The sequence below is a fragment of the Turneriella parva DSM 21527 genome, from assembly GCF_000266885.1.
Lineage (GTDB): Bacteria > Spirochaetota > Leptospiria > Turneriellales > Turneriellaceae > Turneriella > Turneriella parva.
Map to the genome: position 1 here is coordinate 87,743 of NC_018020.1, position 26,085 is coordinate 113,827.

25 protein-coding genes are annotated in these 26,085 nt (G+C 54.7%); 8 read left to right on the top strand and 17 right to left on the bottom strand.

Going from position 1 to position 26,085, the window contains the following annotated elements; genetic code table 11:
* Window positions 1-25 precede the first annotated feature (25 nt).
* Both TURPA_RS00435 and TURPA_RS00440 read left to right on the top strand, forming a co-directional pair.
* Window positions 26-976 (top strand): alkaline phosphatase family protein, encoded by a 951-nt coding sequence (locus TURPA_RS00435; RefSeq protein ID WP_014801304.1) that lies wholly within the window; start codon window positions 26-28, stop codon window positions 974-976.
* Window positions 973-2,487 (top strand): Ppx/GppA phosphatase family protein, encoded by a 1,515-nt coding sequence (locus tag TURPA_RS00440; RefSeq protein ID WP_014801305.1) that lies wholly within the window; start codon window positions 973-975, stop codon window positions 2,485-2,487. Before TURPA_RS00435 ends, TURPA_RS00440 begins: the two co-directional genes overlap by 4 nt.
* A 29-nt stretch (window positions 2,488-2,516) precedes the next feature.
* Here TURPA_RS00440 and TURPA_RS00445 read toward each other — a convergent pair whose 3' ends face one another.
* Entirely contained in the window at window positions 2,517-4,313 is a 1,797-nt protein-coding gene (locus TURPA_RS00445; protein ID WP_014801306.1) for an LTA synthase family protein, read from the bottom strand.
* Window positions 4,314-4,390: 77 nt separating this feature from the next.
* Between TURPA_RS00445 and tsaD the strand changes: the two genes are divergently transcribed.
* Both tsaD and holA read left to right on the top strand, forming a co-directional pair.
* Complete coding sequence (gene tsaD, locus TURPA_RS00450) at window positions 4,391-5,440, top strand: tRNA (adenosine(37)-N6)-threonylcarbamoyltransferase complex transferase subunit TsaD (protein WP_014801307.1); 1,050 nt, start codon at window positions 4,391-4,393, stop codon at window positions 5,438-5,440.
* Window positions 5,441-5,446: 6 nt separating this feature from the next.
* A complete protein-coding gene (gene holA / locus TURPA_RS00455) occupies window positions 5,447-6,496 on the top strand; it encodes a DNA polymerase III subunit delta (protein WP_014801308.1) in 1,050 nt (349 codons plus the stop codon).
* 34 nt (window positions 6,497-6,530) lie between these two features.
* On the opposite strand, the gene TURPA_RS21155 is transcribed toward holA, so the two are convergent.
* The 8 genes from TURPA_RS21155 to TURPA_RS00495 form a co-directional block, all read right to left on the bottom strand.
* On the bottom strand, window positions 6,531-7,169 hold the full coding sequence (locus tag TURPA_RS21155; RefSeq protein ID WP_014801309.1) for a Crp/Fnr family transcriptional regulator: 639 nt from the start codon (window positions 7,167-7,169) through the stop codon (window positions 6,531-6,533).
* 72 nt (window positions 7,170-7,241) lie between these two features.
* Entirely contained in the window at window positions 7,242-7,466 is a 225-nt protein-coding gene (locus tag TURPA_RS00465; protein WP_014801310.1) for a transcriptional coactivator p15/PC4 family protein, read from the bottom strand.
* Window positions 7,467-7,549: 83 nt separating this feature from the next.
* On the bottom strand, window positions 7,550-8,554 hold the full coding sequence (locus TURPA_RS00470) for an AsmA family protein (protein ID WP_014801311.1): 1,005 nt from the start codon (window positions 8,552-8,554) through the stop codon (window positions 7,550-7,552).
* Window positions 8,555-8,563: 9 nt separating this feature from the next.
* Window positions 8,564-8,896 (bottom strand): HIT family protein, encoded by a 333-nt coding sequence (locus TURPA_RS00475; RefSeq protein WP_014801312.1) that lies wholly within the window; start codon window positions 8,894-8,896, stop codon window positions 8,564-8,566.
* A 2-nt stretch (window positions 8,897-8,898) separates the two neighbouring features.
* Window positions 8,899-10,263 (bottom strand): hypothetical protein, encoded by a 1,365-nt coding sequence (locus tag TURPA_RS00480; protein WP_014801313.1) that lies wholly within the window; start codon window positions 10,261-10,263, stop codon window positions 8,899-8,901.
* A 112-nt stretch (window positions 10,264-10,375) separates the two neighbouring features.
* Entirely contained in the window at window positions 10,376-11,677 is a 1,302-nt protein-coding gene (locus tag TURPA_RS00485; RefSeq protein ID WP_014801314.1) for an NAD(P)/FAD-dependent oxidoreductase, read from the bottom strand.
* A 54-nt stretch (window positions 11,678-11,731) separates the two neighbouring features.
* Window positions 11,732-12,613, bottom strand: a complete 882-nt coding sequence (gene mtnP / locus TURPA_RS00490; protein WP_014801315.1) for an S-methyl-5'-thioadenosine phosphorylase — start codon at window positions 12,611-12,613, stop codon at window positions 11,732-11,734.
* Between the two features lie 15 nt (window positions 12,614-12,628).
* Complete coding sequence (locus tag TURPA_RS00495; protein WP_014801316.1) at window positions 12,629-14,119, bottom strand: leucyl aminopeptidase family protein; 1,491 nt, start codon at window positions 14,117-14,119, stop codon at window positions 12,629-12,631.
* A gap of 129 nt (window positions 14,120-14,248) precedes the next feature.
* Here TURPA_RS00495 and TURPA_RS00500 point away from each other — a divergent pair, with 129 nt between their 5' ends.
* Genes TURPA_RS00500 through TURPA_RS00510 form a run of 3 tightly spaced genes read left to right on the top strand, consistent with a single transcriptional unit; the run spans window position 14,249 to window position 16,031 of the window.
* On the top strand, window positions 14,249-14,896 hold the full coding sequence (locus TURPA_RS00500; RefSeq protein WP_014801317.1) for a pilus assembly FimT family protein: 648 nt from the start codon (window positions 14,249-14,251) through the stop codon (window positions 14,894-14,896).
* The gene (locus TURPA_RS00505) at window positions 14,893-15,390 is read left to right on the top strand and encodes a type II secretion system protein (RefSeq protein ID WP_014801318.1); all 498 of its coding nucleotides are present in this window, start codon (window positions 14,893-14,895) and stop codon (window positions 15,388-15,390) included. The genes TURPA_RS00500 and TURPA_RS00505 overlap by 4 nt, the downstream gene beginning before the upstream one ends.
* Entirely contained in the window at window positions 15,390-16,031 is a 642-nt protein-coding gene (locus tag TURPA_RS00510) for a type II secretion system protein (protein WP_014801319.1), read from the top strand. Before TURPA_RS00505 ends, TURPA_RS00510 begins: the two co-directional genes overlap by 1 nt.
* Window positions 16,032-16,059: 28 nt before the next feature.
* Here TURPA_RS00510 and TURPA_RS00515 read toward each other — a convergent pair whose 3' ends face one another.
* From TURPA_RS00515 to rfaD, 3 genes are all read right to left on the bottom strand, one after another.
* On the bottom strand, window positions 16,060-17,220 hold the full coding sequence (locus tag TURPA_RS00515; protein WP_014801320.1) for a coproporphyrinogen-III oxidase family protein: 1,161 nt from the start codon (window positions 17,218-17,220) through the stop codon (window positions 16,060-16,062).
* 235 nt (window positions 17,221-17,455) lie between these two features.
* Window positions 17,456-17,992 (bottom strand): adenine phosphoribosyltransferase, encoded by a 537-nt coding sequence (locus tag TURPA_RS00520; RefSeq protein ID WP_014801322.1) that lies wholly within the window; start codon window positions 17,990-17,992, stop codon window positions 17,456-17,458.
* A 21-nt stretch (window positions 17,993-18,013) separates the two neighbouring features.
* Window positions 18,014-18,994, bottom strand: coding sequence for an ADP-glyceromanno-heptose 6-epimerase (rfaD, locus tag TURPA_RS00525; protein ID WP_041948211.1), 981 nt, complete (start codon window positions 18,992-18,994; stop codon window positions 18,014-18,016).
* Between the two features lie 78 nt (window positions 18,995-19,072).
* Here rfaD and TURPA_RS00530 point away from each other — a divergent pair, with 78 nt between their 5' ends.
* A complete protein-coding gene (locus TURPA_RS00530; RefSeq protein WP_041948212.1) occupies window positions 19,073-19,804 on the top strand; it encodes a hypothetical protein in 732 nt (243 codons plus the stop codon).
* A gap of 16 nt (window positions 19,805-19,820) precedes the next feature.
* On the opposite strand, the gene TURPA_RS00535 is transcribed toward TURPA_RS00530, so the two are convergent.
* The 5 genes from TURPA_RS00535 to TURPA_RS00555 are packed head-to-tail and all read right to left on the bottom strand — an operon-like array spanning window position 19,821 to window position 26,028.
* Window positions 19,821-20,360: a flavoprotein gene (locus TURPA_RS00535; RefSeq protein WP_014801325.1), complete on the bottom strand. Its 540-nt coding sequence runs from the start codon at window positions 20,358-20,360 to the stop codon at window positions 19,821-19,823.
* A complete protein-coding gene (locus TURPA_RS00540; RefSeq protein ID WP_014801326.1) occupies window positions 20,357-21,538 on the bottom strand; it encodes a zinc dependent phospholipase C family protein in 1,182 nt (393 codons plus the stop codon). The genes TURPA_RS00535 and TURPA_RS00540 overlap by 4 nt, the downstream gene beginning before the upstream one ends.
* Window positions 21,539-21,597: 59 nt before the next feature.
* Window positions 21,598-22,029 (bottom strand): CBS domain-containing protein, encoded by a 432-nt coding sequence (locus TURPA_RS00545; protein ID WP_014801327.1) that lies wholly within the window; start codon window positions 22,027-22,029, stop codon window positions 21,598-21,600.
* A gap of 52 nt (window positions 22,030-22,081) precedes the next feature.
* On the bottom strand, window positions 22,082-23,209 hold the full coding sequence (locus TURPA_RS00550; RefSeq protein WP_014801328.1) for a DUF1577 domain-containing protein: 1,128 nt from the start codon (window positions 23,207-23,209) through the stop codon (window positions 22,082-22,084).
* Between the two features lie 2 nt (window positions 23,210-23,211).
* Window positions 23,212-26,028 (bottom strand): valine--tRNA ligase, encoded by a 2,817-nt coding sequence (locus tag TURPA_RS00555; RefSeq protein WP_014801329.1) that lies wholly within the window; start codon window positions 26,026-26,028, stop codon window positions 23,212-23,214.
* Window positions 26,029-26,085 lie beyond the last annotated feature (57 nt).

Genomic DNA, 26,085 nt, shown 5'->3' on the forward strand with positions numbered 1-26,085 from the left:
GTGCAATAACAATCACGAATCAATTATGAAAAGGCCTGGGCCCATCATCTATATCTTTCTCGATGGTGTCGGCATCGGCACAGGCGACAGGTCAAAGAACCCGTTCGCGAGGTTCGATAATCCCTTTTTCGCAGGCCACGGGGGTCGTGAGTACAAACTGCCCGGGCAGCTGCTCAGTACCGATGCGCATATGGGTATTCCCGGCCTGCCACAGTCGGCGACGGGCCAAACTGCGCTGTTCACCGGCTACAACGGCCCGATGATACTCGGGCGGCATGTGAACGGTTACCCGACATTCACGCTGCGGCCTTATTTCAAAGAAAAAAATCTGCTCAAAGTGATGAATGACGCGGGGTTCAAGGCGACGCTGGTCAATTCATATTCGAGCTGGTACCTGAAGCGCCTTGAACACCCGCGGGCAGAACGTATGCTATCCGCCTCATCGCTCATGCAACGCCACTCGGGCCGCCCCTACTTCACCACTGAAGATTACCTCGAGGGACGCAGCCTCTATATGGATCTGAACAACTGGTTTCTGCGCAAGAATGGCATGAAGATTCCTTTCGGTTCAGCGCGCGCCAGCGGACGCAAGCTCGTGCAGATCGCACAGAATTATGACATGGTGGTGTTCGAGTATTTTTTTACCGACAAGGTTGGCCATGAGCAATCTTGGGGCGCAGCGAAGCGCATTATTCGCCAGGTCGACGATTTTCTCAGTGGCGTGTGGGAAGAGCTCGACGCAGAGCGCGACACGGTCGTCATCAGTTCTGACCATGGAAATCTCGAAGACCTGTCAGTTAAAACGCACACCCAGAACCCCGTGGGTACATGGGTTCACGGCAAACACGCAGCGCTATTTGCCGGCCGCGTCAAGGCGCTGAACGATATTCCGCAGGTGATACTGGATATTTTTGGTTTGCCGTTCGCGGCAGATTTTCAACCAAGTGCCTCAGTCATTTCTGAGGAAACCACTTGAATATTGCAATCGTCGACGTTGGCTCAAACAACATAAAGCTCGAAATCTTTGAAGTGAATGCCGAGGGCCATTCGCACCTGGTGTTCAGCGAGAAGTTTCCCGCCCGCCTCGGTGCCGATGTTTTTTTGACACGAAAGTTACGCAGCGAAAATACCGAGGTCGCGATCGGGGCACTCAAAGAAATTCGCCGCATCACGCAAGAATTCAAGTGCAAACAGACGGTAGCACTGGCGACTGCGGCGCTCAGAGAATGCGACAGCGGCGATTTCATCGAGCGCGCGCGTCGCGAGGCGCAGATCAATGTCACTCTCATCTCAGGCCTTGAAGAGGCGCGGCTCGTCTACAGCGGCGTGCGAGCGCATACTTCGCTCGGCAACCGCAACTTCTTGGTCAACGACATCGGCGGTGGCTCGACCGAAATTCTGGTCTGTAACGACGACGACATACACTTTGTCGAAAGCCTGAGGCTCGGCACTGTTCGGCTGCGCGAAATGTTCGCCAGCGAGGCGAAAGACCTCGTGAAGCTGATCGATCGCTATGTGCAGAGGTCGGTCGAACCTTTTCTGTCAGACATAGCGCGGTTTAAGCCTGAAGCGGGGCTATCGACCGGTGGTACCGCTCGCACAATTCTCGAGATATTGCGTGAAATGGGTGTTTCGTTGCGCGAAGACCTGAGACTGCCTGTCGTCGAAGTGCGCGATTTTGCCGAGGTTGTCGACCAGCTTTCGCAGATGAGCCGAAAAGAACTCGCGAAGCTGAAGAGCATCGACGAAGGCCGCCGCGACATCATTTTGCCAGGGGCAGCCCTGCTTTTGGCGCTACTCAAGCATACGCGCATGACGCGTTTTATGGTTTCGCCCAATGGACTCAGAGACGGTGCGCTCGCTGACTACGTTTACAACAAAGTCAACAAGAACGTCTACCTGCGCAGCCAGGCACAGTTTCGCGAGGCGGGCCTTGCAACGATCGTCGACAAATACAAGATGGACCGCGGCCATTCGCAGCACGTGGCCACGCTTTCAGCGCAGCTCTTTGATATTTTCGCAGAAGTGCACAAGCTGCCGGCAGATGCGCGCGATCTGCTCAAGGCTGCAGCGATGCTGCACGACATCGGCAAGTTCGTCGATTATTCTCAGCACCACAAGCATGCCCTCTACCTGCTGAGCAACATGAGCCTGCCGGGATACAACAACGATGAACGCGACATTATCGCCCACACTGCGCGGTACCACCGTAAGTCGAACCCCAAGGCATCGCACGTTGAATTTCAACGGCTCTCGGCGCGCAAACAAGACACGATCATCAAACTTTCGGTATTGCTCAGAATCGCCGACAGCCTCGATCGCAGCTATTCGAGCTCGATCACCGGCCTCAGGGGCACGAAGATCGACGCGCGTACCTGGCGCATGGGCTTTGACACGAACGCAGAAAGCCAGATGGAGCGCTGGGCCTTTAACCGTAAAAAAGAGAGTTTTGAAAAAGTATTCGAAACGACCCTCGAACTCGAATAACAGCCTCAGGTCTTTAGTGCAGAAACCGATCAGGGCTGGCGCAGCGCCCGGCTGTGCAGCTTCTCGAGAAAAACAAGCTGTTGGTCTTTGTAGCTGCGCGCGGCTTTGAGTGCGTCAAGCCCTGGCGGGCAATTCAGCTGCTTCAATTCTGCCGGGTCAGCGGCGAGGTCAAACCTGCGGCAGATGCCCGTGCGCAGGTATTGCGTCTTTAAACCGTCTTTCGAATATACGGTCACCGTCTCTTCATTGCCATACGCGAGAATATGCTCCCGATCGAACGGGCGCACCAGCGATACGCCCTGAAACTGCTTCGCTTTGTAGGGTATTTTCAGAAGGTTCAGTACCGTCGGGCCGATGTCGACGTGCGAAGTCACCGACGTGACACGCCGCGGCTTGATCAAAGACGGCGCATAAATCAGTGCGGGTACTGCAAGATTTTCTTCATAACTGTGCAACGAATGAATATAATTTCCCCTGTGCTGCCTGAATGCCTCGCTGTGGTCACCGACCAAAACGATCACAGTATTCTGCAGCAACCCGCTTTTTTCGAGCGCCGCATGGATTTTCTCAATCTGCGCGTCGACAAGGCGAAGGTTGTCAACGTAGCGATCGAGGCGCTCGTCACCCTGTGTTATATGCCAGCGTTCGCCGTAATCGTGGTATGGGTAATGCGGCGCAAAGCTGATGTAGGTCGCGACGAATGGTTGCGTAGCTTTTAGCACACGCGCGACAAAAAAATCTGCGGTCTGCTCTTCATTGCGCCCTTCGGCCGGGTGCGTGCGCTTTTCAGAAAACTCGAGCTGGCGCTGACCGTATATCTCTTCGACTCCGTTGTTCTTCAGCAGGCCCAGGGGAAAATACCATTCGACTGCGCATGGGGTGACGAGAAATTGAGAAGCGGCCGGCAAATAACTGGTCCAGGTTCTGATGTGCAGCGACGGGCGTAACGAGAAGAATTCGGGCACTGGCTCAGGGTATAGTCCGGTAAAAATTGAGAAGAGCGCCCGGGGCGAACTGTTCGCCGTCGCATAATGGCGCGCAAGGTAGAGCGACTTCTGCGACAGCGAGTACAAAAACGGCATCGGCATGCCCTGTCCAGGCCGGGTCAGCGCAGCATCGAATACATAGCGCGAACCGGTACTCTCAAGAATAATGAGGATTACGTTCGTTCTGGCGGCGATCGCCGATGCGGCAAGCGAACCGACTGGTAATTCTGAAAAGTCTTCGGCCGGGTTTTTGTCCGGGCTCTTGACCACGGCGGCCCCCAAACCCGTCGGCTTCTGAAACAGATTCAGCACGACGAGCAGAGGCACACGCACCGCCGGCGCGGCGATCTGTGGCGCCCACCGGCCTGCAAAAAATCCGGTGCAAACCAATAAGACTGTGAGCGCATAGAGAGCCCGCGGCATCCGCATGGGATTTTCTATTCTGACGATCGGTAAACGCGCGGCGAAGGGTGTCAGCAGCGCGAGTGCTATGAACAGCCAGTCAGTCAACGACAGCAGTGAAATCATGGTTTCAGCGGGCATCGCGCTGAACGCCTCACGCACGAGCATCAGATCGAGCGGACGCCTGAAAGCAGTAAACACGCGCAGGTCAGTGATGAAGACGATGGCATAGACCAGATTGAAAGTTGTGTCTGCAAAGGGGGCAAATGCAGGCCTCACGAAACGGGCGCGCAGACGGCCGGCGAACGTGTGCCAGATGATGAATTCGAGAAATCCACCTGATACCAAAAAGAAAGTAAACGAGAACCAGTCGGTATTCTCGCGGTGCGCCGCGAAAATCATCGCGAGCCGCGATACAATAAACAGCAGGGGAAACATGGGGGCGTATGCGAGGCTGGGCACTCACACACGCTGAAAAACCTTTTTCGCCCTGTTTGCAGCACCGCGCATGCCGCATGGGTCTCGGCCTCGCCTTTGAATCAAGCTGCGATGAGACGGGCGTTGCGCTCGTCGAAAATGGCCGGCGTGTGATCAGCGCTCCCCTTTTCAGCCAGATCGCGATGCACCGGCCGTATGGCGGTATTGTACCCGAATACGCTAGCCGCGCACACCTCGAAAAATTCACACCGCTGCTGGCAGAAATTCTCAAAGCACACCCGCTCGCGCCCGGCGATCTTGATTATGTGGCCGTGACGACGCGTCCGGGCCTTGTCGGCGCACTGCTGGTCGGCTACCAGACGGCCCGCGCCGCCGCCCGCCATTTTCAGGTTCCGCTGATCGGCGTGCACCATCTTGAGGCGCATCTCGCCGCTGTCAGGTTGTCGGGGCATGAATTGCAGTTTCCCGCGCTCGGCATGATTCTCTCGGGGGGTAATTCAGCTATCTACCGGTTGTCGAGTGTTGGCCAAACAGAGCTCGTTGGTGACACGCTCGACGACGCGGCAGGCGAAGCGCTCGATAAAGCCGCGCAGATTCTTCGGCTTGGTTACCCGGGTGGGCCGGCTATCGAAAAGCAGGCGGCGCTCTACCTTGAACGAAGAGGATTTCTAACCGGAGAAGAAGCGAAGCTCGACGCAGAAAATCCTTTTCCCTTAATTTTGAAAAGCCTCGAACGTGAGCGGGTACAATTCAGCTTCAGCGGCATCAAGACGGCACTGCTGCGCAGGTTTGACGCGGCAAAACCCGAAGAAGTGCCGGCGCTCGCATTCTTCTACCAGGATCGCATTGTCGAACACATTGTGCGCAACCTCGCGCACGCGATTGGCCTCAACCCAAAGCGCCCGGTTATTGCAGCAGGCGGAGTGCTCGCGAACCAAAGGCTGCGCCGCGCGCTCAGCCAACTCTGTGAAAAATTGCGTGTGCCTTTAATTGTGCCCGAAAACCAGTTCTGTACCGACAATGCGGCGATGGTGGCCGCAGCGGCAGAACTCTATTTCGAAGCAGGTTTAAAATCGCCGTATACCGAAATTTCATCCAATAACGGCTTTGCGGCGGCGAAGGGCTGAACTGAAATGACCGCAAAGTCATCGGGCAAGTTCGCGGCATTTTGCCGAAAGCTCGACGCGAGCACTGAACCGACGCCCTACATTATCTACGTGGGCGAAAGCGCCGACGAGCTTGAAGAACTTCTCGGTACCCTGAGGCAGAAACTCGCCAGGGCATATGGCAGCTGCGACGAAGTACACCTTTCGGGCCTCGACAATGAAATTACCAGCTGGCATGCCGAGCTCATGACAATGCCTATGTTTCCCTCGGGCAGGCTGATTCTTGTTCGCCACGCCGAGGCGCTGCTGAAACGCATCGAAGCGAACGCGCGCGCGCTGCAGAACTATCTGCACGATATTCCACAGGCACCCGAGTTTACCGTCACCGTTCTGCAATTTCGCGAAAAGAAGATTTCGAAAAAACTTCAGGCGATTGAAGACCTGGCCCATACTTACGAAGACATACCGCTTTCAGGGCCCGATCTGGTCGATCACCTTGTGGCGCGCGCGGCAACGCTCGGTTTCAAAACCGACCGCGACACGATCGAACACTTAGTTGACAAGTCTGCGGGGCAACAGAAGGTCGCTTTCGCGAACTTCGACCGGCTTATCACCTTTCGCCTGCACGAAAAAGAAATTCGTATCGAAGACGTCGAAGAAACCGCGGCGAGCGCCGAAAGCAATCTGCATTTTCAGTTACTCGACCTGACTGCGCAGCGCAATATCGGCGAATGCCTGCAGCTGCTGCAGCGCCACGCGCTCGAGAGCGGCGAGCAGTTTATCGCGGCGCTTGTTCGCCTGTTCAGCGAGTCGCTGCGTTTCTATTACTACCGCGATTCGGGAATGCAGCTCGCCGAAATCGGGCAGATCATTTCGACGCGCCCCATGACCGGCTACCCTCTGAAAAAGAGCGCCGAACGCTACAATACGCTGATCAATAAATATTCACCCGATGGCATTCGCCTGGTGATGGATGCACTGCTGCGGGCCGATGCGCTTTGCCGTGAAACCGCAGACGCAGGCCGGCAGCAGGTAATTCTGACAAGCCTTTACCTGATGCTGTCGCGCGGCACGTAACAGGTTTATGGAAAAGAGACCCGCTTTAGAACCTTTACACGATATTGAAGTATTCGAAAATTTTCGGCGAGAACGATATGTACTGCTTGCCGGCGAGGTCTTTACGAATGTGCAGCAGATTCTGGTTGCGCAGCTTCAAGAGGCTCTGGTTCGCGTCTTCGACAGTAATGCCATAGGTTTTCTTCAGATAATCGCAAAAACCAAGATAGGGTAGCAGCAACACTTCGCCCGAAGCATCTTTGTGTCCCTCTATGTTCCAATAGGCCGACATCGCTTTCAGCACCCGTGTCTCGCGGCTAAAGACTAAAAGTTCGCTGATCTGGTTATCCGCATTTCTGAGGCGCTCGCAGAGTTTACGAATCATGTTGATCGCAAAAGCCGTATTGCCATTCACCATGTAATCGAACGATTTTTTGTCTATGCGCAAGATTGTGCTCTCGACGGCGACGGTCGCCGTCGCCGATCGGGCAGAATCGGTGAAGAGGGCCATTTCGCCAAAAAAATCGCCATCTCGCAGCGTCGCCAGAATCTGCTCGGCATTGCGAGCGCGTTTCGATATATTCACCTGCCCCTGGTGAATGATAAACATCTCTTCGGCGTGGTCACCTTCTTTAAAGATAGTCTGCCCGGCGCTGTAGGTCGAGCCAAAACGTTTAACGAGTTCGGCGCTCATGCGAATCCCGGGTTTAGGCCGCGCGACAGGCCAGGGAGAAACAACCCATATGTGAAATAGCTGGCCAGAAAGTTACTCATTCTTCATTATATCATCGACGGCGCCTATGATGCTCTTGAATTTCTGAAATTGCTCATAGCTGAGTGCCACACCCTTTTTCGTTGGCGCAAGCTCGCCCGCTTCATTGGTGTACCAGGTGCGAATATGCAAGAGTTTCTTGCCCTTAAATTCACCGACTTCGACGCGAATTACCTCGCCCCGGGCTTTTTCAATATCGATCAGCACCTTGTTGTCCATGGCCGACCATATACAGGCAGCCGCTCGCCGGGAAAACGCCGAAATTCTCTGTTCTGAAAACCGGGCGTGAGCGACACCCGAAGTCAGAACGGCAGCACGGGAATCTTCTTTTTGAGATTCTTACGCACCTTGTTCGTGAGGGCAATTCTGAAATCGGCTGCATACACTGCAGGCAATCTTTCGGTCGTCGCCAGTGTCTTGAAACTGAATTCGAAGAGACCGGGCGTGTCTTCAGCCATCGGCCAGAGTGTCTCGGGCGAAAGCTGCAATAACCCCATCGGCATGTTGTAAAGGGGAGCTCCCCCTACTTTCACACCTTTGAGCTCGACCGCGCTGAACACCGACCACTGTGAACGCGCGAGTTCGGCGGTCAGCTTCAGTTCGGCTTCGCCGGCGCGAACGACGAGTTTACGGCTGCTGAGGCGGGGCAGCTTTGACAGGTCACTGTGACGCGCCGTCACGTTCGCCGACACATTTTGCAGCTGCAGGCCGTTTCCATTTCGCTCGAGCGCCAGAGAAACATTGCGGCCTGTAACGTTCAGGTTCTTTGCGGCCAGAGTTATACGGTCTGCCTTGATCGCCACGGTCTTTTCATCGGGGTAGACCAGAGTGGCGATGGTATTCAGACGCGCCGCGCCAATCTCGCGCAGCGGTATGTCAGCGCCGCGAATCTCGAATATGATGCCTGCGGCGGATGTATACTGACGAAGACTAAAATCGCTTTGGTTCGTGTCTTTCGAGAAACAGCGCCGGTCAAGACCCTCGGCTGTAATACGAACATCGGCGAGCGTAATACTCTTCAGCAAGCGCTGCCTGAGCTGAAAGTCGCCTTCGATCTGGCGCAGAGTCGCGAGCACCTTAGCCGGGCAGGCGCCGGCTTCGCGGCCCAGAATCTGCACATCATTCAATACAAATCGGCTGGTGAGAAACGAGACCGAAAGATTGGCTACGACAACCTCACGCGGCAGCCGTGCAAGAATGAACCGTTCGATGCGCAGCACAAACCAAATGCTGAGCCCGGCGAAAGCGAGCGCCAGCACCAGAAAAGCCCAGCGCAACCATCGCAGAATGCGGTGAGAACGCGCCATAAAGCCAAATCAACCCGGAGGCCAACCCATGTGCCGACCGAATAGTATATGCCAGTGCAGGTGAAACACTGTCTGCCCCCCGTGTTCACCGGTATTCGCCACGACGCGAAAACCTTTTTCGAGCTTCTCGGCTGCGACAATGTTCTTCAGCGCCCTGTGCATCGCCAGAGCGGTGGCGTCATCAAGGTCGAGCATATTTTCCATGTGCCGGCGCGGTATCAAGAGAATATGGCCGGGTGCAACCGGATTAATATCTTTGAACGCAAACGTTTCGTCATCGGCATAAACCTGGGTTGCGGGTATTTTACCCGCGACCAATCTGCAAAAGAGGCAATTCTCCATTCTTAATCTCCCTGAACCGAATCTGTCATTCTTTTTTCCACTACACCCGGCAAGATGCCCAGCATTTCATAGCGCTGCTCTTCGTAATGCAGAATAATGTCTCTGGCACCGATGCGCCCCAGTTCTGCCTCTACATAAGGGCTGCCGTTGAGCTGAATAATTTTCTGCTCGCGCCGCACTTCGGCCCATTCTGCGCCCATACGCACCGGGGGTGCTGCAGCGTCTTTGCTGAATTGCATAATGAGCACGTCGCCCCGCGCCTGTGGGTTCGCGCCGGTTTTTGCACGCGTAATGCTCGACGCGGCGATTTCGGCCGTCGGTACAGACTTCTTGTTGTAGAGAATCGTGCGTGTGCGCGAGGTCTTGCGCGCTGTCAGGGTCATGTAACCGGTTTCGCGCAGCCATTCGAAAGCGTCGCCGAATGACTTGCTGTTCTCTTCACGGTTGATCAGCACCACCTGTTCCCGGGCTTTTACCAGTTCGGCGCCTGAACCGAAAATTTCGGCTTCTTCGCTGTAGGCTGAATAACTCTTGCGTTCAATGGAAACTTTTCGGCGCAGGCTCAGACGCTGGCCGTGCAGCAGGCTATCATCTTGTACCAACGTGCCTTCGGATGCCCTCACCGCCGAATCGACATTCTTCTTTTTCTGTCCCTCTTCGCTGCGGCTGAAATAAGCGCGCACATGGCCCTGAAATTCAGCGGTGTTCTTGCTCATGTTCCACTGTATGTTATCGGCGAGAAAAAGGTCTTCACCTGAGAATATACGGGGGTTCTGGCGCGAACGCAGCGTGTCCTGCGTTTCGAGAAACTCTGCGCTGTCTGCGTAGAGTACGCCACTCGCCGTCGTTGCAACAACCTTGCCCCTCGCCACCGAAACTGACGTATCGAAGTTGCGCTCAATTTCTGCGCAGGTAAGCTGCAACTTCTCTTTTTTCTTTTTCTTGCCTGCGAAAACCGCATTGAGCTTCGCATTGCCCCGCAGCACGGCCCGGTTCTCGGCCCTGATGAAGAGCGCCTCGTCTGCAGTAATTCGCGTGGCATTGCGTGTGTCGATTATCTCAACCGGCCCGCGTGCATACGCCATTTTACCGTCATCGCCATAAACTTCGATCTGCGGCGACGAGATCTTCACGTTCTTGGCGCTGAGCTTGGCATGCCCCTTTAGGCGTATGATCGTGTCGTTCTTGTTTTCAAAGGGATTCTGCCCGCTCTCTTTGACGAATTCGTCGCCGCTGAATTGAAACCTGCCACGCTTTTTGCCCTTCTGTTTCGCGATCACGGGCGGATCAGTTTTGAGGCCCTGAACGGTGACTTCTGGCGTCGCGACACTTTCGATGTCAGCGTCGAGCGCGGCCTGCGGCCGCATTTTTTCGTCGCCGGCATCGAAGCTGGGTATCTCAGGCTTCTTTGTAGTGCGCGAATTGCATGCAAGAACACCTGCCGCTAAAAGGCAGATGGCAAAAGTAAATGGCCATCTTCTACAAATCATCAGAGGTAATCAGTCGCACGGCGCGGCTGTTCGTGACGTAACTGTACATCCACAAAATCATGACTGCAAAGCGGTTGCGAAAACCGACAAGATAGAGCACGTGAATTACCGACCACATGAGCCACGCAATAAAACCCGTCATGTGCAGTCGCCCGACTTTGGCAACGGCCCGACCACGGCCAATCGTCGCCATAGAGCCTTTGTCCCAGTAGCGAAAGTCGGCAAGTTTGGCGGATCTAGACGTCGCCAGAATCTTTTTGGCCACGTACTGCCCTTGCTGAATTGCCACGGGGGCGACGCCTGGCAGGGGCTGGCCGGTGCCCTGATCGACAAAATGCGCTGCATCGCCGATGACAGAGATATCGTCGAAACCCTCTGGCGAGAGCTGGGCATTCACCACGGCGCGCCCCGCCCGATCAAGCGGAGTGCCGAGCGTTTTCAGCAACGTCGAAGCCGTGTTGCCAGCGGCCCACAAAATATTGGCGGCCGAGACGAGCTCATCATTGATGTAAACGCCATCGTACATGACGCTTTTGACGACAGCGCCGGTGCGCACCTCAACGCCCAGCTTTTCGAGCACGCGGCGCGCATTTTCACCCAGTGAACCGGGAAAAGCCATCAGCAGATGTTCGCCACCCTCGACGAGAATAATGCGCGTTGATCGCGGGTCGATTCCGCGAAATTCTTTCTTTAACGTGTGGTGCGCAATCTCGGCAATCGCGCCGGCCATCTCGACGCCAGTCGGGCCGCCGCCCACGACGACGAACGTCAGTAACTTTCTGAGCTCCGCATCGTCTTCTTTACCGATCGCCAGCATCGCCTCTGCCTGCTCGAATGTCGCCAGAATTTTCTGGCGAATGCGCAATGCGTCGGCGAGGCTTTTAAGCCCCGGTGCATTTTTTTCCCATTCGGGGTGCGCGAAGTACGAATGGCGCGCACCGGTGGCAATCACGAGATGATCGTACGTAAATTCGTCGCCCGAAACCAATCGGATTTTTTTCTCCTGGGCACGAATTTCACCGACGCGGTTCATGAGCACGCGCACATTCTTTTGGCTGCGAAAGATCGCCCTGAGCGGCATCGCGATATGCCCCGGAGAAAGCGAAGCGGTTGCAACCTGGTAAAGCAGCGGCTGAAACAGATGGTGGTTCGCCTTGTCGATGAGGGTAATGTAGACCGGCGCACGCCTCAAACGCCGCGCCACGGTGAGACCGCCAAAACCGCCGCCGACAATGACGACATGCGGCTTTTTCGCGCCCTGATTCTGCGGGGGCCAGCTATGCGAAACCATGCGCTATGCACAGATGCCGCGAGGCGCTGTAAAAGGCTTTTCGATAAAGCGCAGTCAGAAATAGCCGGGCAGCACGGTGTTATATTTTTTGCGCAGCGAGGCCGGCCGCTTCTCGGGAGCCGTGATAATGCCAAATTTCACCGAACCGATAAGGCTGTTCAGACTGCCCTTTTTCGCGGCGAGATGGGGCAGCGCGGCCTTAAGAACCTTCTGCGCATTGTCGGAGTTCTTTTTGACGACGGCCATAATTTCATCGGCCGTCACGGCGTGGTCGTGTTCGCGCCATGAATCATAGTCGGTGGCCATACAGATCATCTGGTAGGGCAGTTCGAGTTCGCGGGCGAGCTTCGCCTCGGGCAAAACACTCATATTGATTATGCCTGCGCCCCATGACTTGTAAAGTTTCGATTCAGCCCGCGTCGAAAATTGCGGCCCTTCCATACAGATGAGCGTTTCATTTTCGGCGAGCGGCAAAGAAAGTTGGCGAATCGCCCCCGCGAGAATAGTCGCAAGGGTGTTGTCCATGGGGTCACCGAATGAAACGTGCACAACGATACCTTCGTCGAAATAGGTGTCGCGGCGGTGGCGTGTGCGGTCGATCACCTGGCTCGGCAGAACAAAATGCCCGGGGGGAATCTCTTCTTTCAGACTGCCCACAGCAGAGAATGAAACAACGGCCTCGCAGCCGAGCATCTTGAGCGCAGCAAGATTCGCATGCGCCGGTATTTTTGTCGGAGGTATAAAGTGCCCCTTGCCGTGGCGCGGCAGAAAAGCGAGAGTAATCGCTTTATCACCCTCATGGTACTCTGCCAGTGTGATTTCATCTGAAGGGTAACCCCACGCCGTTTTGACACGCACCTTGTCTGTGACGCGCATGCCTTCGACGCCGTAAACCCCCGTGCCGCCAATGATACCGATATCTGCTTTGTGTTTCATTTTTTATCCTTAGTGTTATTGAGCGAGTTTTCGGGCAATTTCAGCGAGCAACCTCACGCCGTAGCCGCTGCCCGAAGCCGTGTAGACGTTAAAGGGCTTCTTGATCATGCCGACCCCGGCGATATCGAGGTGTACCCACATCTGCCCGTCTTCGATAAACGCATGCAAAAATTCGGCAGCGGTCGATGCCCCGCCATAACGACCACCGATATTGTTGAGATCAGCAATGTCGGAGTTTAAGAGTTCACGGTATCTTTTGCCAACGGGCAGCGGCCACACCGGTTCACGTGTTTCTTCTGCGGCAGCGACCACGAGGTCGCGTGCTGCGGTATTGTTGCTGAAAAGCCCTGCATAAAAATCACCTAACGCGACGACACAGGCACCGGTGAGTGTTGCCATATCGACTATCAGGTTCGCGTTGTAGTTCTGCTGCACATAGGTCAGCGCATCGGCAAGAATGAGTCTGCCCTCTGCGTCGGTATTCTGCACTTCGACTGTTTTACCATTCAGCGCAGTGTAGACATCGCCGGGCTTAAAGGCATTGCCTGAGGGCATATTCTCAACCATCGCGAGAGCGCAGACGACATTCACGGGAATCTTCTGCTCTGCGATCGCAGCAAGAGCTGCAATCGCCATGGCGCTGCCCGACATGTCATATTTCATTTCGTGCATATCTGCGCCGGGCTTTAAAGAAATGCCGCCGGTATCGAACGTAACGCCTTTGCCCACGAGCGCGAGAGTTTTTTTCGCCCCGACGTGCCGGTATTCGAGCACGATGAGCCGTGGCTCGCGCTCAGAGCCCTGTGCCACGGCAAGAATGCCGCCCGCACCCATACGCGTCAAATCAGCACGGCCGAACGATTTACGTGTCAGCTTGTAACGCGTCGCAATTTCTTGCGAACGCGCGTCCATCGTCTGCGGTGTCAGGTAGTTGCCGGGCAAAGCCTGTGTCTGCCGCATGGCCGCCACGTGGCGCGCTTCGATGAGCGCAGAGTTATAAATCTCAGCGGCCGCCGCGAGAAAACTCTTCGGCACAACCACGACGGTCGCCGATACAGTAACTTTTTTGCGCGCATCCGCACCTTTAAGAAAGTCGGTGGGGTATTCGGCATTATGCTGCGCGACGGTAATGAGACGCAGGGCGGTACGAAATCCCACTTTTTCGAGAACCGCCTGGCTCGCGACAATCTCATATTCTTTGAGCTGGGCCGCAGCTTTGCCGAGTGCCGCCGCCACTGTGTCGGCAAAAATTTCGGCGTCCAGTTTTTCCAGTGGCCCAAGCCCGACGGTCAGGCCGGCGACGAGCGTCGCGGTGCTGCCGGGGTCGGCTTTGAAGTACGAAGGCAAATCTTTTATTTCTTTGACTTCTTCGGTGGTGATGAAGCGCACATGCAGCCTGAAATGCCCGGTACCCGACGCGACGCGACTGTTAATTTTTTCGGGGTATACAAAGATGTCACCCTTTGAGTTTTTTTTCTTTGCTGCGGTTTTCTTTATCTGCGCCATGGGGTTTATTTGCAAATTTGCTCAGCCTGCAAAGAAAAAAGAAATAATGAGGATTCATTAGTTGCTGCTGCTTTTCGCCGATTCTTAGTTTTCGCTGACACTCCAACGGGCTTATGCGCTGCTACCGCAGTGAGCCTCGCCCGAGCACACGAACTGTCATTGGCCCGGCTGCGGCGTACCTCGGCGCAGGCCGGCTTTACGCTCGTTGAGCTGATGGTCGTCTTAACGATCGGCGGCGCATTGCTTCTGATGGCGTATAACCTTCTCACAAGCTTCATGCAGGCACGCCTCTCTGGCAATCAGGATATCGCCTTTGAAGGCTATTTTCAAGATGCCCGCCGGCAGGCGATCATTCTGTCGAAGACGCTGACGCTCGAAATCAATCTCGACAAAAAGACCTTTGGTCTCAGGGAATATGACCCGAAGCTCGAAATCAACCCCGACGCGTCGCTGCAGGCACTCGCCGAAATGAAGCGCTACCGTTTCGAACGCGAACGCGATAAAGAAAATGCCGAACAAGAGCTGCCGAAGCCGAGATGGGTCAGCTCGGTGCAGAAGATACCGACTGTGCTGACTAAAATACTCAGCAGTTCGGGCCTTGAGCTCACGGGGCCGATCATCAATGTGCACTTTTACCCGACTGGCAATTCAGACTCGGTTATACTCCAGTTCGGTGATACGAAACCGAACTATGTCTACATACCGCGGTATAACCTGCAGCCGGTGCATCTGCCCGACCTGAAGCAGTTTGAGCGGCAGAAGGTGCTGCGACAATGACGCTGCGCAGAAGGTTTCGGTTCTACCTGCTGCAAAAAGGGCGGCGCGGTTTCACGCTCGTCGAGGTTCTGATGGCAATGGCAATAGCCGCTTCGATGACCGGGTTGCTCATCACGAGCCTCATGAACGCGATGTCGATGCGGCAGCGCGCACTCAGCCTCAACCGCGCCATCACCATGGCCAAGAAGAAGATGCACGAGATCAAGGCGCTCAACAAGACCGACAGCGGCAGCGGAGAATTTCAGGGTTCGCCGGGCTATCGTTTCGCGTACGTGATTCGTGAGCAAGAGCTCGACCTGCAGAAAATTGCCGACGAGCTCGGTGCAGGCAACGCCGTGGCCAACAGCGCCGCAGGCAAATACTTCAAAGAGCGTAATTCTACCGCAAAAAGTGCAACGGGATTAACCTTCAAACTGCTGCATTTTCATGTCGAAGTATTTTTCAACGAAAAAGAAAAGTATGAGCTCGACTATTACCGGGGCCTGGGCATCTGATGCGCAGCATTCGTCGCCTCGCCGGCTTCACGCTCATTGAACTGCTGATCGTCATCGGTCTCTCAGGTTTTATTTTCACGACACTCATGGGCGTTTATCTGCAGGTGAAAAAACTCACCACCGCGCAAACGCAGGTGTCGAGCCAGTCGGCCGCAGTCATCGACGTCGGTGTGGCGATCAGTTACGATCTGGCGAATCTGATATTTGAAAAGTACAATGTGCGCCAGATCTTTCTTGTCGAGAAAGAGCTGCACGGTGGCAAACGATTCGATGCATTTGTATTTCCCTCGGCGGCGCTGAACGCGAATCCGTCGGTGCTGCAGGCGCGCAGCTTCATGGTCGCCTATTTCGTCGAACAAAGCCCTGCCGGTCAGGACTACACCCTATACCGCTCAGAAGACATGTTCATCGACCCAAAAAATCTCTATCGTGGCATCGCGGTACCGGTTCTGAACTTTATTGAAGAATTTCGCGTCGAAGGCTCGAATAACGGGGTCGACTTCGAAGAAAGCTGGGATTTCAAATCGCGCCGGCAGATGCCCCGCTACGTCAGGGCAACGATCAAGTACCGGCCAAGCCAGGCTTCGACTGAAGTACTCGAATATGTGGTCGACGTCAGGCCGCCGATTCTCTGGAACTGAACCAGCTGGCTCCTTTTTCAGGGAACTGTCAGATGTTCCAGAGCTCGGCGATGATTGAATCGGTGAATGCGAGACCAGTTTCAGTGAGCCGAATGGTATTCGTGGTGATATCAATCCACCCTCTGCCCTCTGCCGCCTTGAGCACTGCCATCACCTTCGCGTGCTGCGCTTCTTCGAAATAGCCGAGCAGGCGCGACACAGCCAGCGGCTGCAGCAGACGCAGGCGATTGATCAGCGCATCACGCGGCTGAACGTTGGTATCTTCTTCGGGCAGACTTTCGGCCGCCGTATAGCCGTCGAGCGAGCGAACGTTCAGAAATCTTCGCTCGCCTGTGAAAGCGTGCGCCGCGACGCCAACGCCCAGGTACGGCCGGTGCGTCCAATAGATTTGGTTATGCAGGCAACGAAAATGCGGCAGCGCGAAGTTAGAAATCTCGTAACGCATGAAACCTGACCGCTGCAGGTGGTTGGCGGCAATGCGCATCTGTCTCAGTTGCCGGCCGTCTGCGGGAGCTTCAAGCCGCCCCGCCTCAATGCGGGATTTCAGCAGCGTGCCCGGCTCAATCGTCAATTGGTAGAGCGACAAATGTTTCACACCTGCTGCCAGCGCGAAATCGATGTCGGTGAGCGTGCTTCTGATCGTCTGCCCAGGCACGCCGGTGATAAAATCAGTATTGATATTATCGATACCTGCGTCCTGCACGATCTGTATGACCTTTTCATATGCCCCGCTGTTGTAGAGTCGGCCAAGATATTTCAGCACCGCCGGGTCGCGGCTCTGCATGCCGATGCTGACGCGATTGATTTTTGAGGCTGCCCAGTCTTTGGCAACGTGTTCTGTCAAAGACTCGGGGTTCGCCTCGGCTGAAATTTCGATCGCCGGCAAACTGCGTGCGAACACAGAACGCGCGTGCGCGATGATTTCGCTGAAAACGAATGCCGGGGCCTTTGACGGGGTACCTCCGCCAAAAAATATCGACGCCAGCACTACACTGGCAGAATCTTCGGTAAGGCGCTGGTATTGCCAGTCGATGTCAGCTTTGAGTTTAACGAGATAGCGCGGCCAGAACGCCGCATCGACATGCCTTGCGGCAACCGAATAAAAATCACAATATGCGCACTTGACGTCGCAGAACGGCAGATGCACATAAAGCCCGGCCAGGCGAGCGCGCTGCCGTCTCGGCGGCATCGATGTCCCAGGCGTCAACACAGAGGGCATCCATGCCTGTTGCCGCCTCTGAGACATCCATGTCCAAGGCATCAACACAGAGGGCATCCGTGCCTGTTGCCGCCTCTGAGACATCCATGTCCAAGGCGTCAACACAGAGGGCATCCGTGCCTGTTGCCGCCTCTGAGACATCCATGTCCAAGGCGTCAACACAGAGGGCATCCGTGCCTGTTGCCGCCTCTGAGACATCCATGTCTCAATAATGCAGCAGGCTTTCGATTGCCGGGAAACCGGCGGTACGCAGTTTTTCGCGGCCCTGCAGAAAATCGAGTTCAATAACAAACATTGCCTTCACCACTTCGGCACCGGCGTCTCTGAGCAGACAGGCCGCGGCGGTCGCCGTGCCGCCGGTCGCCAGCAGGTCATCGATGACTGCAACCCGATCGCCTTCTTTCACCGCATCTTCGTGGATTTCAATCGCGTCGGTACCATATTCAAGCTGGTAGGTTGCGCGCAGCGTCTTCCAGGGCAGCTTGCCGGGTTTGCGCAGCAGCACCAGCCCCACACCCAACTCAGTCGCAAGCGCGCTCGCAAAAATAAAGCCGCGCGATTCAATACCGGCAACAGCGGTGAGCCTTTCATTTCTCAACCCATCGGCGAGAGTTTTGATGACCAGCGCAAACGTCTTTGCGTCTTGCAGCACCGGAGTAATATCTTTAAACTGAATGCCCGGCTTCGGAAAATCCGGCACGTTTCTAATCAGTTTATCAATCTGTTTTGCTGTTTCGTTCATGGTTTTCCTTTTTCGGTTTGCCTATCGCGCATCTTGCAGCCTCAATTCACCGGGCTGAAGATATTTGACCACATAGTCAGTGACGCCCTCTTCGAGCGGCGTTTTTTTCAACGCAATGCCTGCTTCGGCCAGCCGCGAGACATTGGCCTGGGTAAAATATTGGTAGCTGCCCTTGAGTGCGGCGGGCATATCGATATATTCAATATTCTTTTCTTTGCCCATGGCAGCGAAAACTGCCGCGGCAAGGTCGTTCCAGCTGCGTGCCACGCCCGAACCGAGATTAAATATGCCGTTCGCGCTGCGTTTGGTAACGAGCTGCGAAATAACATCGACGCAGTCTTTGATGTAGACAAAGTCACGCTTCTGGTCACCGTCGCCGAATTCGGCACGGTTAGATTTGAATAACTTGAGAGATCCCACTTCTGATATCTGGTGAAACGCCTTATAGACAACGCTCGACATGTCACCCTTATGGTATTCGTTCGGGCCGTAGACATTGAAGAATTTTATACCCGCAATGTGTTTTTGCCAGCCGTTCTGAATCGCGACTTCGTCAAAAATCTGCTTTGAATAGCCATAGCGGTTGATAGGCTTGAGGGTCATGCTTGTCGCATCGTCGTCGTTAAAGCCTGCCTCAATGCTTCCATAAGTTGCGGCGCTCGAAGCATAGACGAAGCGAATGCCTTTTTCGAGCGCGTGCTCGGCGATGAAGCGCGTGTAGGCATAATTATTCGCCATCAGGTAGTCGCCCTGTTGTTCGGTTGTCGCCGAACATGCACCCATATGAATAATCGCGCTCACCGACTTGAATGCAGGTGTGCGCAGAGCTTCGAGAAACTGCGACTTATGCACGAAATCGCGGTATTTCAGTGAGACGAGGTTTTTCCACTTTGTCGACGCCTCGAGATTGTCAACGATGACAATGTCGGTTTCACCCAGTGAATTCAGGTGCGCCACCACAGCGCTGCCGATAAAACCCGCCCCACCGGTGACAACGATCATGGGTTCAAACGTCTGCTGCTGACAGGGCGAAAAGCACAAACGCTTGTCCGTGTGTCTGACTCCCATTTTTGGGAGCTAATGACATTCAAGGTCCTTATCATCGAGGATAATCACAGCTTTATCGACAGCCTCAAGGTTATGCTGCGCGATTTATCGCTCGATTTTGCTCAGGCATTTCGTTTCAGCGACGCCGTCGCGCTGCTCGACAAAACAGGTGTTTTCTACAACCGGCAAACGCCAGACAAGCCAGAAGATCTCGTGGCAAGCGAGGTTGAAGCGGCCACCTCATCTGCCAAAAAGAGCAAAGAAAAGGCCGCCACTATGGCCAAGCTTTATAATGAGGGCGGTGTTTTTCTCGTCATTGTTGAACAGAACACCGAATCGAGCATGAAGGGCACAGACTTCGTCGCGCACGCGGTCAAAAGGTACCCCGGCCTGGCAGAAAGTGATTTTGTGATTCTGACACACCGCCTCGACGCTGTCCCGCAGAGAGCGCATGGTTTTCCTGTGCTCGAAAAACCCCTGCGCGCCGCCCAGATTCGCCAGATTGTCAGCGCAAAAATTAAACAGGCGCAAGATATGGTCGACCTGCAAGAGCGCGTCGCTAACGAAAGGTCATCGCCCGCAGCAAAAGCCGAAACGGCCCCAAAACCCGCACGCAAGGGCCTTCGAGACCTGCTAAAGATCAACCGGTCTGGCGATGCAGAAGCAGCCGTCGAAGCGCCTGAGAAAAAGCCGGTGCGCAAGCCACGCAAAACTGCTCAGGCAGCGACTGCAAAAAAGAAGCCGCGCACCACGGCGAAAAAATAGCGTCGCCGCGGCACGCTCAGAAAGCGAGCAAGCGTTCTGTCTCTTTAATAATCTCACTTACGGCCATCATTTTTCCCTGACCCACGTCGCCGCACACGGCCTCGCCGTCAGCCGCGTCAAAAATATGGTAACCGAAACTCTTGCAGACCTTTAGAGAATTCTGCGTCGCGGGGTGCGCGTACATCGAAGGGTTCATCGCCGGGGCAAGCGCGACCTTGCCTGTAAAGGCGAGCAGCGTCGCGGCGAGCACATCGTCGGCTCTGCCCTGGGCTGCCCGCGCAATAAAATCGGCGCTCGCCGGGGCAACGAGCAGCAATTTAGCATCATTGCGCAGCTCTATGTGCTGCATTGCGTCTTGCGATAATGAGGATCTATAATCGTCATCGACCACGACGCGGTTCTCTGACAACGCCCCAAACACGACCGGATTAATCCACCCGGCGGCGGTGCGGGTCATTACCACGTGAACGTCATGGCCCCGCTTCACCAGCTCGCGCACAATGTCGCAGGCACGATAGGCCGCTATCGAAGCGGTAACTCCGTAGATGATTTTCATGTGCTGCTCCTGTGGTGCGCTTGGGTAATGTAACGAAAGTTTCCGTCAATCTGTAAGGGCGAAAAGTATTGCATTTTTTCTGTCGGCACGGCGACGCGACCGTTGTTCAGGCTGTAACCTTTGAGAACTCTGCGGGCGTCTTGTCTGTGCGAAAAGCCCCTTGCATAGTTGAAAGCGGCGCGAAAGAAGGCATGCGAGCGGGCGAGTGCCCGGCGCTGCAAAGCCTGAGGGCGAATGGATTGCTCGCGGTTAGACACGGGATCGCGATAAGACTGCAAATCTGATATCTTAAAAAAATCCCCCTTTGATTTCGAAAGGTACGCACTGTAAGAAACTGCCGGGTAAAGCAGGCTACTGTTGAAATGCAGCCTGTCTTGGCGCTTGCGGTTATACCATAAACCCGACCGTGCAATGCCCGCATTCTGAAAAAGCCGGTTAAATCGGCTCTGCTTCTTGTAACACCGTTTGACAACCGCAATCAGCGGATGCCGGCGAATTTCAGACTGAGTCAAAGACCCAAACTGCCGTGTAGCCTCTTCGGGAAATGCCAGCAGAATCGACTGTGTATAGAAGGCCAGCACCAAATCGCGCCATTTTTCAGGCAGCGCGAGTTTGTGCTTTGCCCTGAATTTCTTCAGATCAGAATCAATCGCCGCGAGATTGTAAAGATCGAGCACAGTCTCAATGGCGCGGTGCCTGGCTTCAGAGCGCAGCTTTTCACGTCGGTCGGGGGCATAATAGTTGCCGGCATAATGGTATACAATCGGGTGCATCACGGTATCGAGGGCGACGTGTGAAAGATAGCCCAGCACAAAGAGCAGCAAACCGTCACGCTGCTCGGTTGAAAATGCCCTGCCCGCGTTTATGTTGGCCTGCAGACGCTCGTCGCGCAGCGTATCGAGCATCACCATAACATGCGCGAGCGAGTCTTCACCTTGCGTACCGTGAATCAATTCGCCCCAAAAAAGACCGCGGTGCTTCACGCGAAGTTCCCAAGGCAGCTTGATGTCGTAGAAAAAAATATCGGGTGAAACCGACCCGAAGTACAAGAGTTGCGGCAGACGTTCGGCTATAAAAACAATCTCGCGCCCAACAGCATGTTTATCGGGAGACGCGGCCGCTGCAAGTGTATGCACTGCCCGCTCAGCCAGAATACAATGGGTGATTTCTTTTGGCATTTCTGTCTTGTTTTGGTATTCAAGGGATGCTGCGCAACCCTTGAATCTTCGGGTAGAACCTACTGCTGCGCAATAAAGTCTTTCAGCAGCTGCGCCTCTGATTCTGTGCGCTTCAGGCGCGCCGAAATGATATCGTCTAACGAGATTAGGCCGACGGTTTTGCCGTCGCGCACCACGGGAAGGTGGTGAATGTGATTTTCTGTCATCAGACCGAGCGCCTGGTCGAGTGGCGTTTCTGAAGGTACCGTCGTAAGATTCTTCGACATGACCTCCCACACTTCAACTTTTTCGAGCTGCGTGTAGCGCTCGGCGATAAGCCGAAGCACGTCTTTCTGCGTAATAATGCCGACAACATCGCCTGCGGGGGTGAGAATCAAAAGGCCCGTCTCTTTTATCGAAAGCATGTGCCTCACTGCCGCCAGCACAGAGTCGGATTGTTTTACCTGCGGTTTCGGCTCGCTTTTGGCATTGATTATATCAAGAACACGCATAATCTACCGCCTGACCTGATTTCGCCGCGACGTAAAGATGATTTTGGTACCTTTAAGGTGTTTTTGCCAGATTATCGATGTACTGGTGGTACCGATCGCTTTCGCCCTTGCGCGAAGAGAAACCCTTTATAGCCACGCCAATCGCGAGATCATCTTGCGGAGTATACCCGGTATAACATATCTGCGTGAATACAGTTATCGGTTGCTGCAACTTGAAAATTACATCGAAGCTGAACCCCTTCTGGTGCACCAGAAACTTCTTGAGTTCGGGGTCGGTCACAACGAGACGCATGCCGCCGCGTGAAATATCGGCGATCGACTGGCGTTTGTTGATCAGCATCGTGTTCGAATCGCGCATCTGGTCGACCATTTCAAACGCAAGCATTTTCAGTTCGAGCGCTGTATCAATGCCAAGTTTCTTCTCGTGAGAAATCAGCTGAATAAAGCCGAGCGGAATCGAGGCGCCGTCGTGGCCCAGATAGATGATGGGCACGATCATCTCTGAAACGATCTTCTTCTTGCGATAGTCTTCCATTACTGTACCAATTTCGGTATTGAGGTGCTCGCGGTAGTCGACAAACCCATCGGTGTCTTCGGGCATATACGACAGCAAGTCTTGCGTGTCGTGTATCATGAGAATTTTCATGGTCTTGCGAACAAGTTCTGTTTTCTCATCGTCTTTTTCAAAAATCTTAACTTTTACTTCATCAGCAAAATCTTTTAGCCGCTGTTGAAATTTCTCGAGGTGAATCTTAACCGAAGTGGGTACGTTAAAGAGCGAGGCGTTGATCGTATTGCGCGCGGCACGAATATTGTTCACGACAACCAGATCTGAACTCATGGCGTAACGGGCAGATTTGCGTTCGTTCGCCGCGATTTTGACGTGCGCGACTGAAAACTTGTACTGGTTTCCGGGCAGCTTATCGCTGATAGCGCCGACTATTTCGAGCTGCTTATTGAATGTGTGGTAGAGCGTCAGCTCGCCCTCAAGATCGCGCAGCGAATCAATGATCAGGCAATTCGGGTCTTTAAAATCAAGAACCTTGACTTCGATCTTCTCATAAAAACCCTTGATCATATAGGTTTTGCCAGCCGCGTATTGGCGCAGCATACCGGGCATCTTAGCCTGGTCTTCTATAATCTGGTATCTTCTTTCAGCCCGTTCTTTGAATACGCTCATGATCAAGAGAGCGAAGACAGCATGTCGCGTACTCTGTCAAGGCGGGTATTGTAATCGGCGAGTTTTTGCTTTTCGGCCTCGACCAGCTCGGCCGGCGCGCGATCGGCGAACTGCGGGCTGTCGAGTTTTGCCTGCGCTGCTTGTCTGCCTTTTTCGATGGAAATGATTTCTTTTTCCAGGCGCCCCTTCTCCCGTTCGATGTCAATCGAGCCAGCGAGATCAAGGTAAACTTCGACACCCTTGCGCAGCACAGCGTGTATCATCTTGGTAGCCGGCTTGTCGAATTTCACCTCGCCGAGCCTTGCGAGGCTCACCAAAAAGGCGGAGTGAGAACGCACGAAATCCGCCGCGCTGGCGTCTTCGAGCATGACATGCACCGCGATTTTAGCACCCGGTTCGACCGAAAGTTCGGCCCTCACCTGCCGGATTTTTCCCGCGAGTTCCAGCATTATGGCAGTGTGATTGTCGGCGGCGGCTGTAGGTGCGTGTGCGCCAGCCTTTGGCCAAGCTGACACCGTGAGCAATTTTGCGTCACCGCCCGGCAGAACACTGGCGAGTTCCTCGGTGATAAATGGCATCGCGGGGTGCAAAAGGCGCAGCGCCGCGCGAAAGACTGTGTAGAGAGTGTAAAGCGCGCCGTCGCGCATCGAGTCATCTTTGAGTGCAACCTTGCTCATCTCGATATACTGGTCGCAGAAAGTTTTCCAGAGAAAGTCGTAGATCGCCAGCGCGTAGTCGGCAAAGTAGAAACCTTCGAGCGCTGCATCGCATTTGGCAATGGCAACATCAAGCTCGCGCAGCACATATTCGTCGATCGCAGAAAGTTTTGGCGCAGCTTTCGGTAATTCATATGCCTCGGGTGTATTCATGAGAATGAAGCGCGCGGTATTCCAGATCTTGTTGCAGAATGCCTGGTAACCCTTGAGGCGCGCTTCGTCGTAGATAATGTCTTTGCCGTCGGGCATGATGCTGATAAGAAAGAAACGGAATGCATCGGTGCCGTATTCGTCCATCTTCTCGAGCGGGTTGACAACGTTGCCCTTCGATTTCGACATCTTCTGCCGGTTGGCGTCGCGCACCAGCGAGTGGATGATCACTTTCTCGAACGGCGTCTTGTGCATGAAGTGCATACCCATCATGAGCATGCGCGACACCCAGAAGAAGATGATGTCGAAACCCGTGACGAGAGTTGAAGTGGGATAGAAATTATCCAGGAGAGGACTCCTTGGAGCTGGATAGTCCCCCTCCCGTCCTCCCCCGCTAGCGGGGGAGGTGCCGGAGGCGGAGGGGGAGCGCGATGGCCACACGTTTTCGATTTCTGCAATCTCCTGTGGCATCAGCGTCGAGAATGGCCACAGCGCTGACGAGAACCACGTATCGAGCACATCTTTGTCGCGCTTGATGTTCTTCGACTTGCAGTGCGAACACTCCGTCGCATCAGAGACGCTCACGGTCACACCTTCGCAGTCACTGCAATACCATGCCGGCACCTGGTGTCCCCACCACAGCTGGCGGCTGATGCACCAGTCTTCGATCTTGTTCATCCAGTCGAAGAACAGGTTCTCCCAGCGTTTGGGGTAAAACTGCGTCGCACCTGAAGTGACTGCGTTCACGGCCTTGTCGGCGAGCGGGCGAATTTTCACGAACCACTGTAGCGAGAGGCGCGGCTCAACGACTGCACCCGAGCGGTACGAGTGTCCCACGCTGTGTCTATGCGGTTCAATTTTTTCAATCAGGCCGCCTTCGGCGCCGGCACCGAGGACATCCTGTCCGCCGGCGCTTTGGTGCGTCCATGCACCTAAATCTTCAACAATCTTCTTGCGGCAGGCCTCGCGGCTTAAGCCCTTGTACGGGCCTGCAAGATCGTTCATGTGCGCCGAGTCGGTCATGACGTTCGTGAGCGGCAGGTTGTGGCGCGTGCCGGTGGCAAAGTCGTTGAAGTCATGCGCCGGGGTAATTTTCACCACGCCGGTTCCGAACTCCTTGTCGACGGAATCATCAAAGACAATCGGGATTAGCTTGTTGAGGAAAGGTACTTTAGCTTTCGCGCCTTTCAAATGCTTGTATCTTTCGTCTTCAGGGTGCACTGCCAGCGCCTCGTCGCCGAGAATTGTTTCGGGGCGCGTGGTTGCAACGAGCAGGTATTTCTTACCATCATGCTCCGCCCCCTCGAGTGGGTAGCGCACGTAGTAGAGGTGACCGCCGATTTCCTTATACTCCACCTCGATGTTCGACAGCGCTGTCTGGTCCTTCGGGCACCAGTTGATCATGCGCTCGCCGCGGTAGATCAAACCTTCGTTGTAGAGTTGCACGAACACGCGGCGAACGATATGGCTTAAGCCTTCGTCCATCGTGAAGCGCTCCATGTCCCAGTTCACGCTCTCACCGAGCTGGCGCTGCTGGTGCGTGATCATGCCGCCCGATTCAGCTTTCCACTGCCACACGCGCTCTTCAAACTTTTCGCGCCCCATGTCTTCGCGGCGCAGGCCCTCTTTCGCGAGCAACCTCTCGACGACGTTCTGCGTCGCGATACCCGCGTGGTCGGTGCCCGGCACCCAGAGCGCAGCTTTACCCAGCATGCGCTGGTGGCGAATCAATATATCCTGCAGTGTGTGGTTGAGCGCATGGCCGAGATGCAGCGACCCGGTGACGTTAGGCGGAGGTATAACAATACTGTAACAATCTTCGGGTTTGAGATCTGCATCCGCCTTACCGGTATTCTTATGGTAATCAAAGTAGCCCTCTTTTTCCCAGAGCGGGTACCACTTTTCCTGCAGCCCCTGCGGATTATAAACGGAGCCGAGTTCCTTCTTCGCCATGCGTTAGGGCTGGCTTTTGAGTCAGGGTGAAAAGCATTGATAGTACAGCCTATTGCG

What these genes read in the sequence shown, in the direction of transcription:
- TURPA_RS00510 (WP_014801319.1), top strand. Translation starts at nt 15,390, where the DNA reads ATGCGCAGCATTCGTCGCCTCGCCGGCTTCACGCTCATTGAACTGCTG.
- mtnP (WP_014801315.1), bottom strand. Translation starts at nt 12,613, where the DNA reads ATGAAACACAAAGCAGATATCGGTATCATTGGCGGCACGGGGGTTTAC.
- TURPA_RS00480 (WP_014801313.1), bottom strand. Translation starts at nt 10,263, where the DNA reads ATGCGGCCGCAGGCCGCGCTCGACGCTGACATCGAAAGTGTCGCGACG.
- rfaD (WP_041948211.1), bottom strand. Translation starts at nt 18,994, where the DNA reads ATGATCGTTGTCACCGGTGGGGCGGGTTTTATCGGCAGCGCTGTGGTG.
- TURPA_RS00435 (WP_014801304.1), top strand. Translation starts at nt 26, where the DNA reads ATGAAAAGGCCTGGGCCCATCATCTATATCTTTCTCGATGGTGTCGGC.
- TURPA_RS00485 (WP_014801314.1), bottom strand. Translation starts at nt 11,677, where the DNA reads ATGGTTTCGCATAGCTGGCCCCCGCAGAATCAGGGCGCGAAAAAGCCG.
- TURPA_RS21155 (WP_014801309.1), bottom strand. Translation starts at nt 7,169, where the DNA reads ATGAGCGCCGAACTCGTTAAACGTTTTGGCTCGACCTACAGCGCCGGG.
- TURPA_RS00555 (WP_014801329.1), bottom strand. Translation starts at nt 26,028, where the DNA reads ATGGCGAAGAAGGAACTCGGCTCCGTTTATAATCCGCAGGGGCTGCAG.
- TURPA_RS00520 (WP_014801322.1), bottom strand. Translation starts at nt 17,992, where the DNA reads ATGAACGAAACAGCAAAACAGATTGATAAACTGATTAGAAACGTGCCG.
- TURPA_RS00515 (WP_014801320.1), bottom strand. Translation starts at nt 17,220, where the DNA reads ATGCCGCCGAGACGGCAGCGCGCTCGCCTGGCCGGGCTTTATGTGCAT.
- TURPA_RS00445 (WP_014801306.1), bottom strand. Translation starts at nt 4,313, where the DNA reads ATGTTTCCCCTGCTGTTTATTGTATCGCGGCTCGCGATGATTTTCGCG.
- TURPA_RS00540 (WP_014801326.1), bottom strand. Translation starts at nt 21,538, where the DNA reads ATGCCAAAAGAAATCACCCATTGTATTCTGGCTGAGCGGGCAGTGCAT.
- TURPA_RS00535 (WP_014801325.1), bottom strand. Translation starts at nt 20,360, where the DNA reads ATGAAAATCATCTACGGAGTTACCGCTTCGATAGCGGCCTATCGTGCC.
- TURPA_RS00545 (WP_014801327.1), bottom strand. Translation starts at nt 22,029, where the DNA reads ATGCGTGTTCTTGATATAATCAATGCCAAAAGCGAGCCGAAACCGCAG.
- TURPA_RS00470 (WP_014801311.1), bottom strand. Translation starts at nt 8,554, where the DNA reads ATGGCGCGTTCTCACCGCATTCTGCGATGGTTGCGCTGGGCTTTTCTG.
- TURPA_RS00465 (WP_014801310.1), bottom strand. Translation starts at nt 7,466, where the DNA reads ATGGACAACAAGGTGCTGATCGATATTGAAAAAGCCCGGGGCGAGGTA.
- TURPA_RS00495 (WP_014801316.1), bottom strand. Translation starts at nt 14,119, where the DNA reads ATGGCGCAGATAAAGAAAACCGCAGCAAAGAAAAAAAACTCAAAGGGT.
- TURPA_RS00530 (WP_041948212.1), top strand. Translation starts at nt 19,073, where the DNA reads ATGACATTCAAGGTCCTTATCATCGAGGATAATCACAGCTTTATCGAC.
- TURPA_RS00550 (WP_014801328.1), bottom strand. Translation starts at nt 23,209, where the DNA reads ATGAGCGTATTCAAAGAACGGGCTGAAAGAAGATACCAGATTATAGAA.
- holA (WP_014801308.1), top strand. Translation starts at nt 5,447, where the DNA reads ATGACCGCAAAGTCATCGGGCAAGTTCGCGGCATTTTGCCGAAAGCTC.
- tsaD (WP_014801307.1), top strand. Translation starts at nt 4,391, where the DNA reads ATGGGTCTCGGCCTCGCCTTTGAATCAAGCTGCGATGAGACGGGCGTT.
- TURPA_RS00505 (WP_014801318.1), top strand. Translation starts at nt 14,893, where the DNA reads ATGACGCTGCGCAGAAGGTTTCGGTTCTACCTGCTGCAAAAAGGGCGG.
- TURPA_RS00475 (WP_014801312.1), bottom strand. Translation starts at nt 8,896, where the DNA reads ATGGAGAATTGCCTCTTTTGCAGATTGGTCGCGGGTAAAATACCCGCA.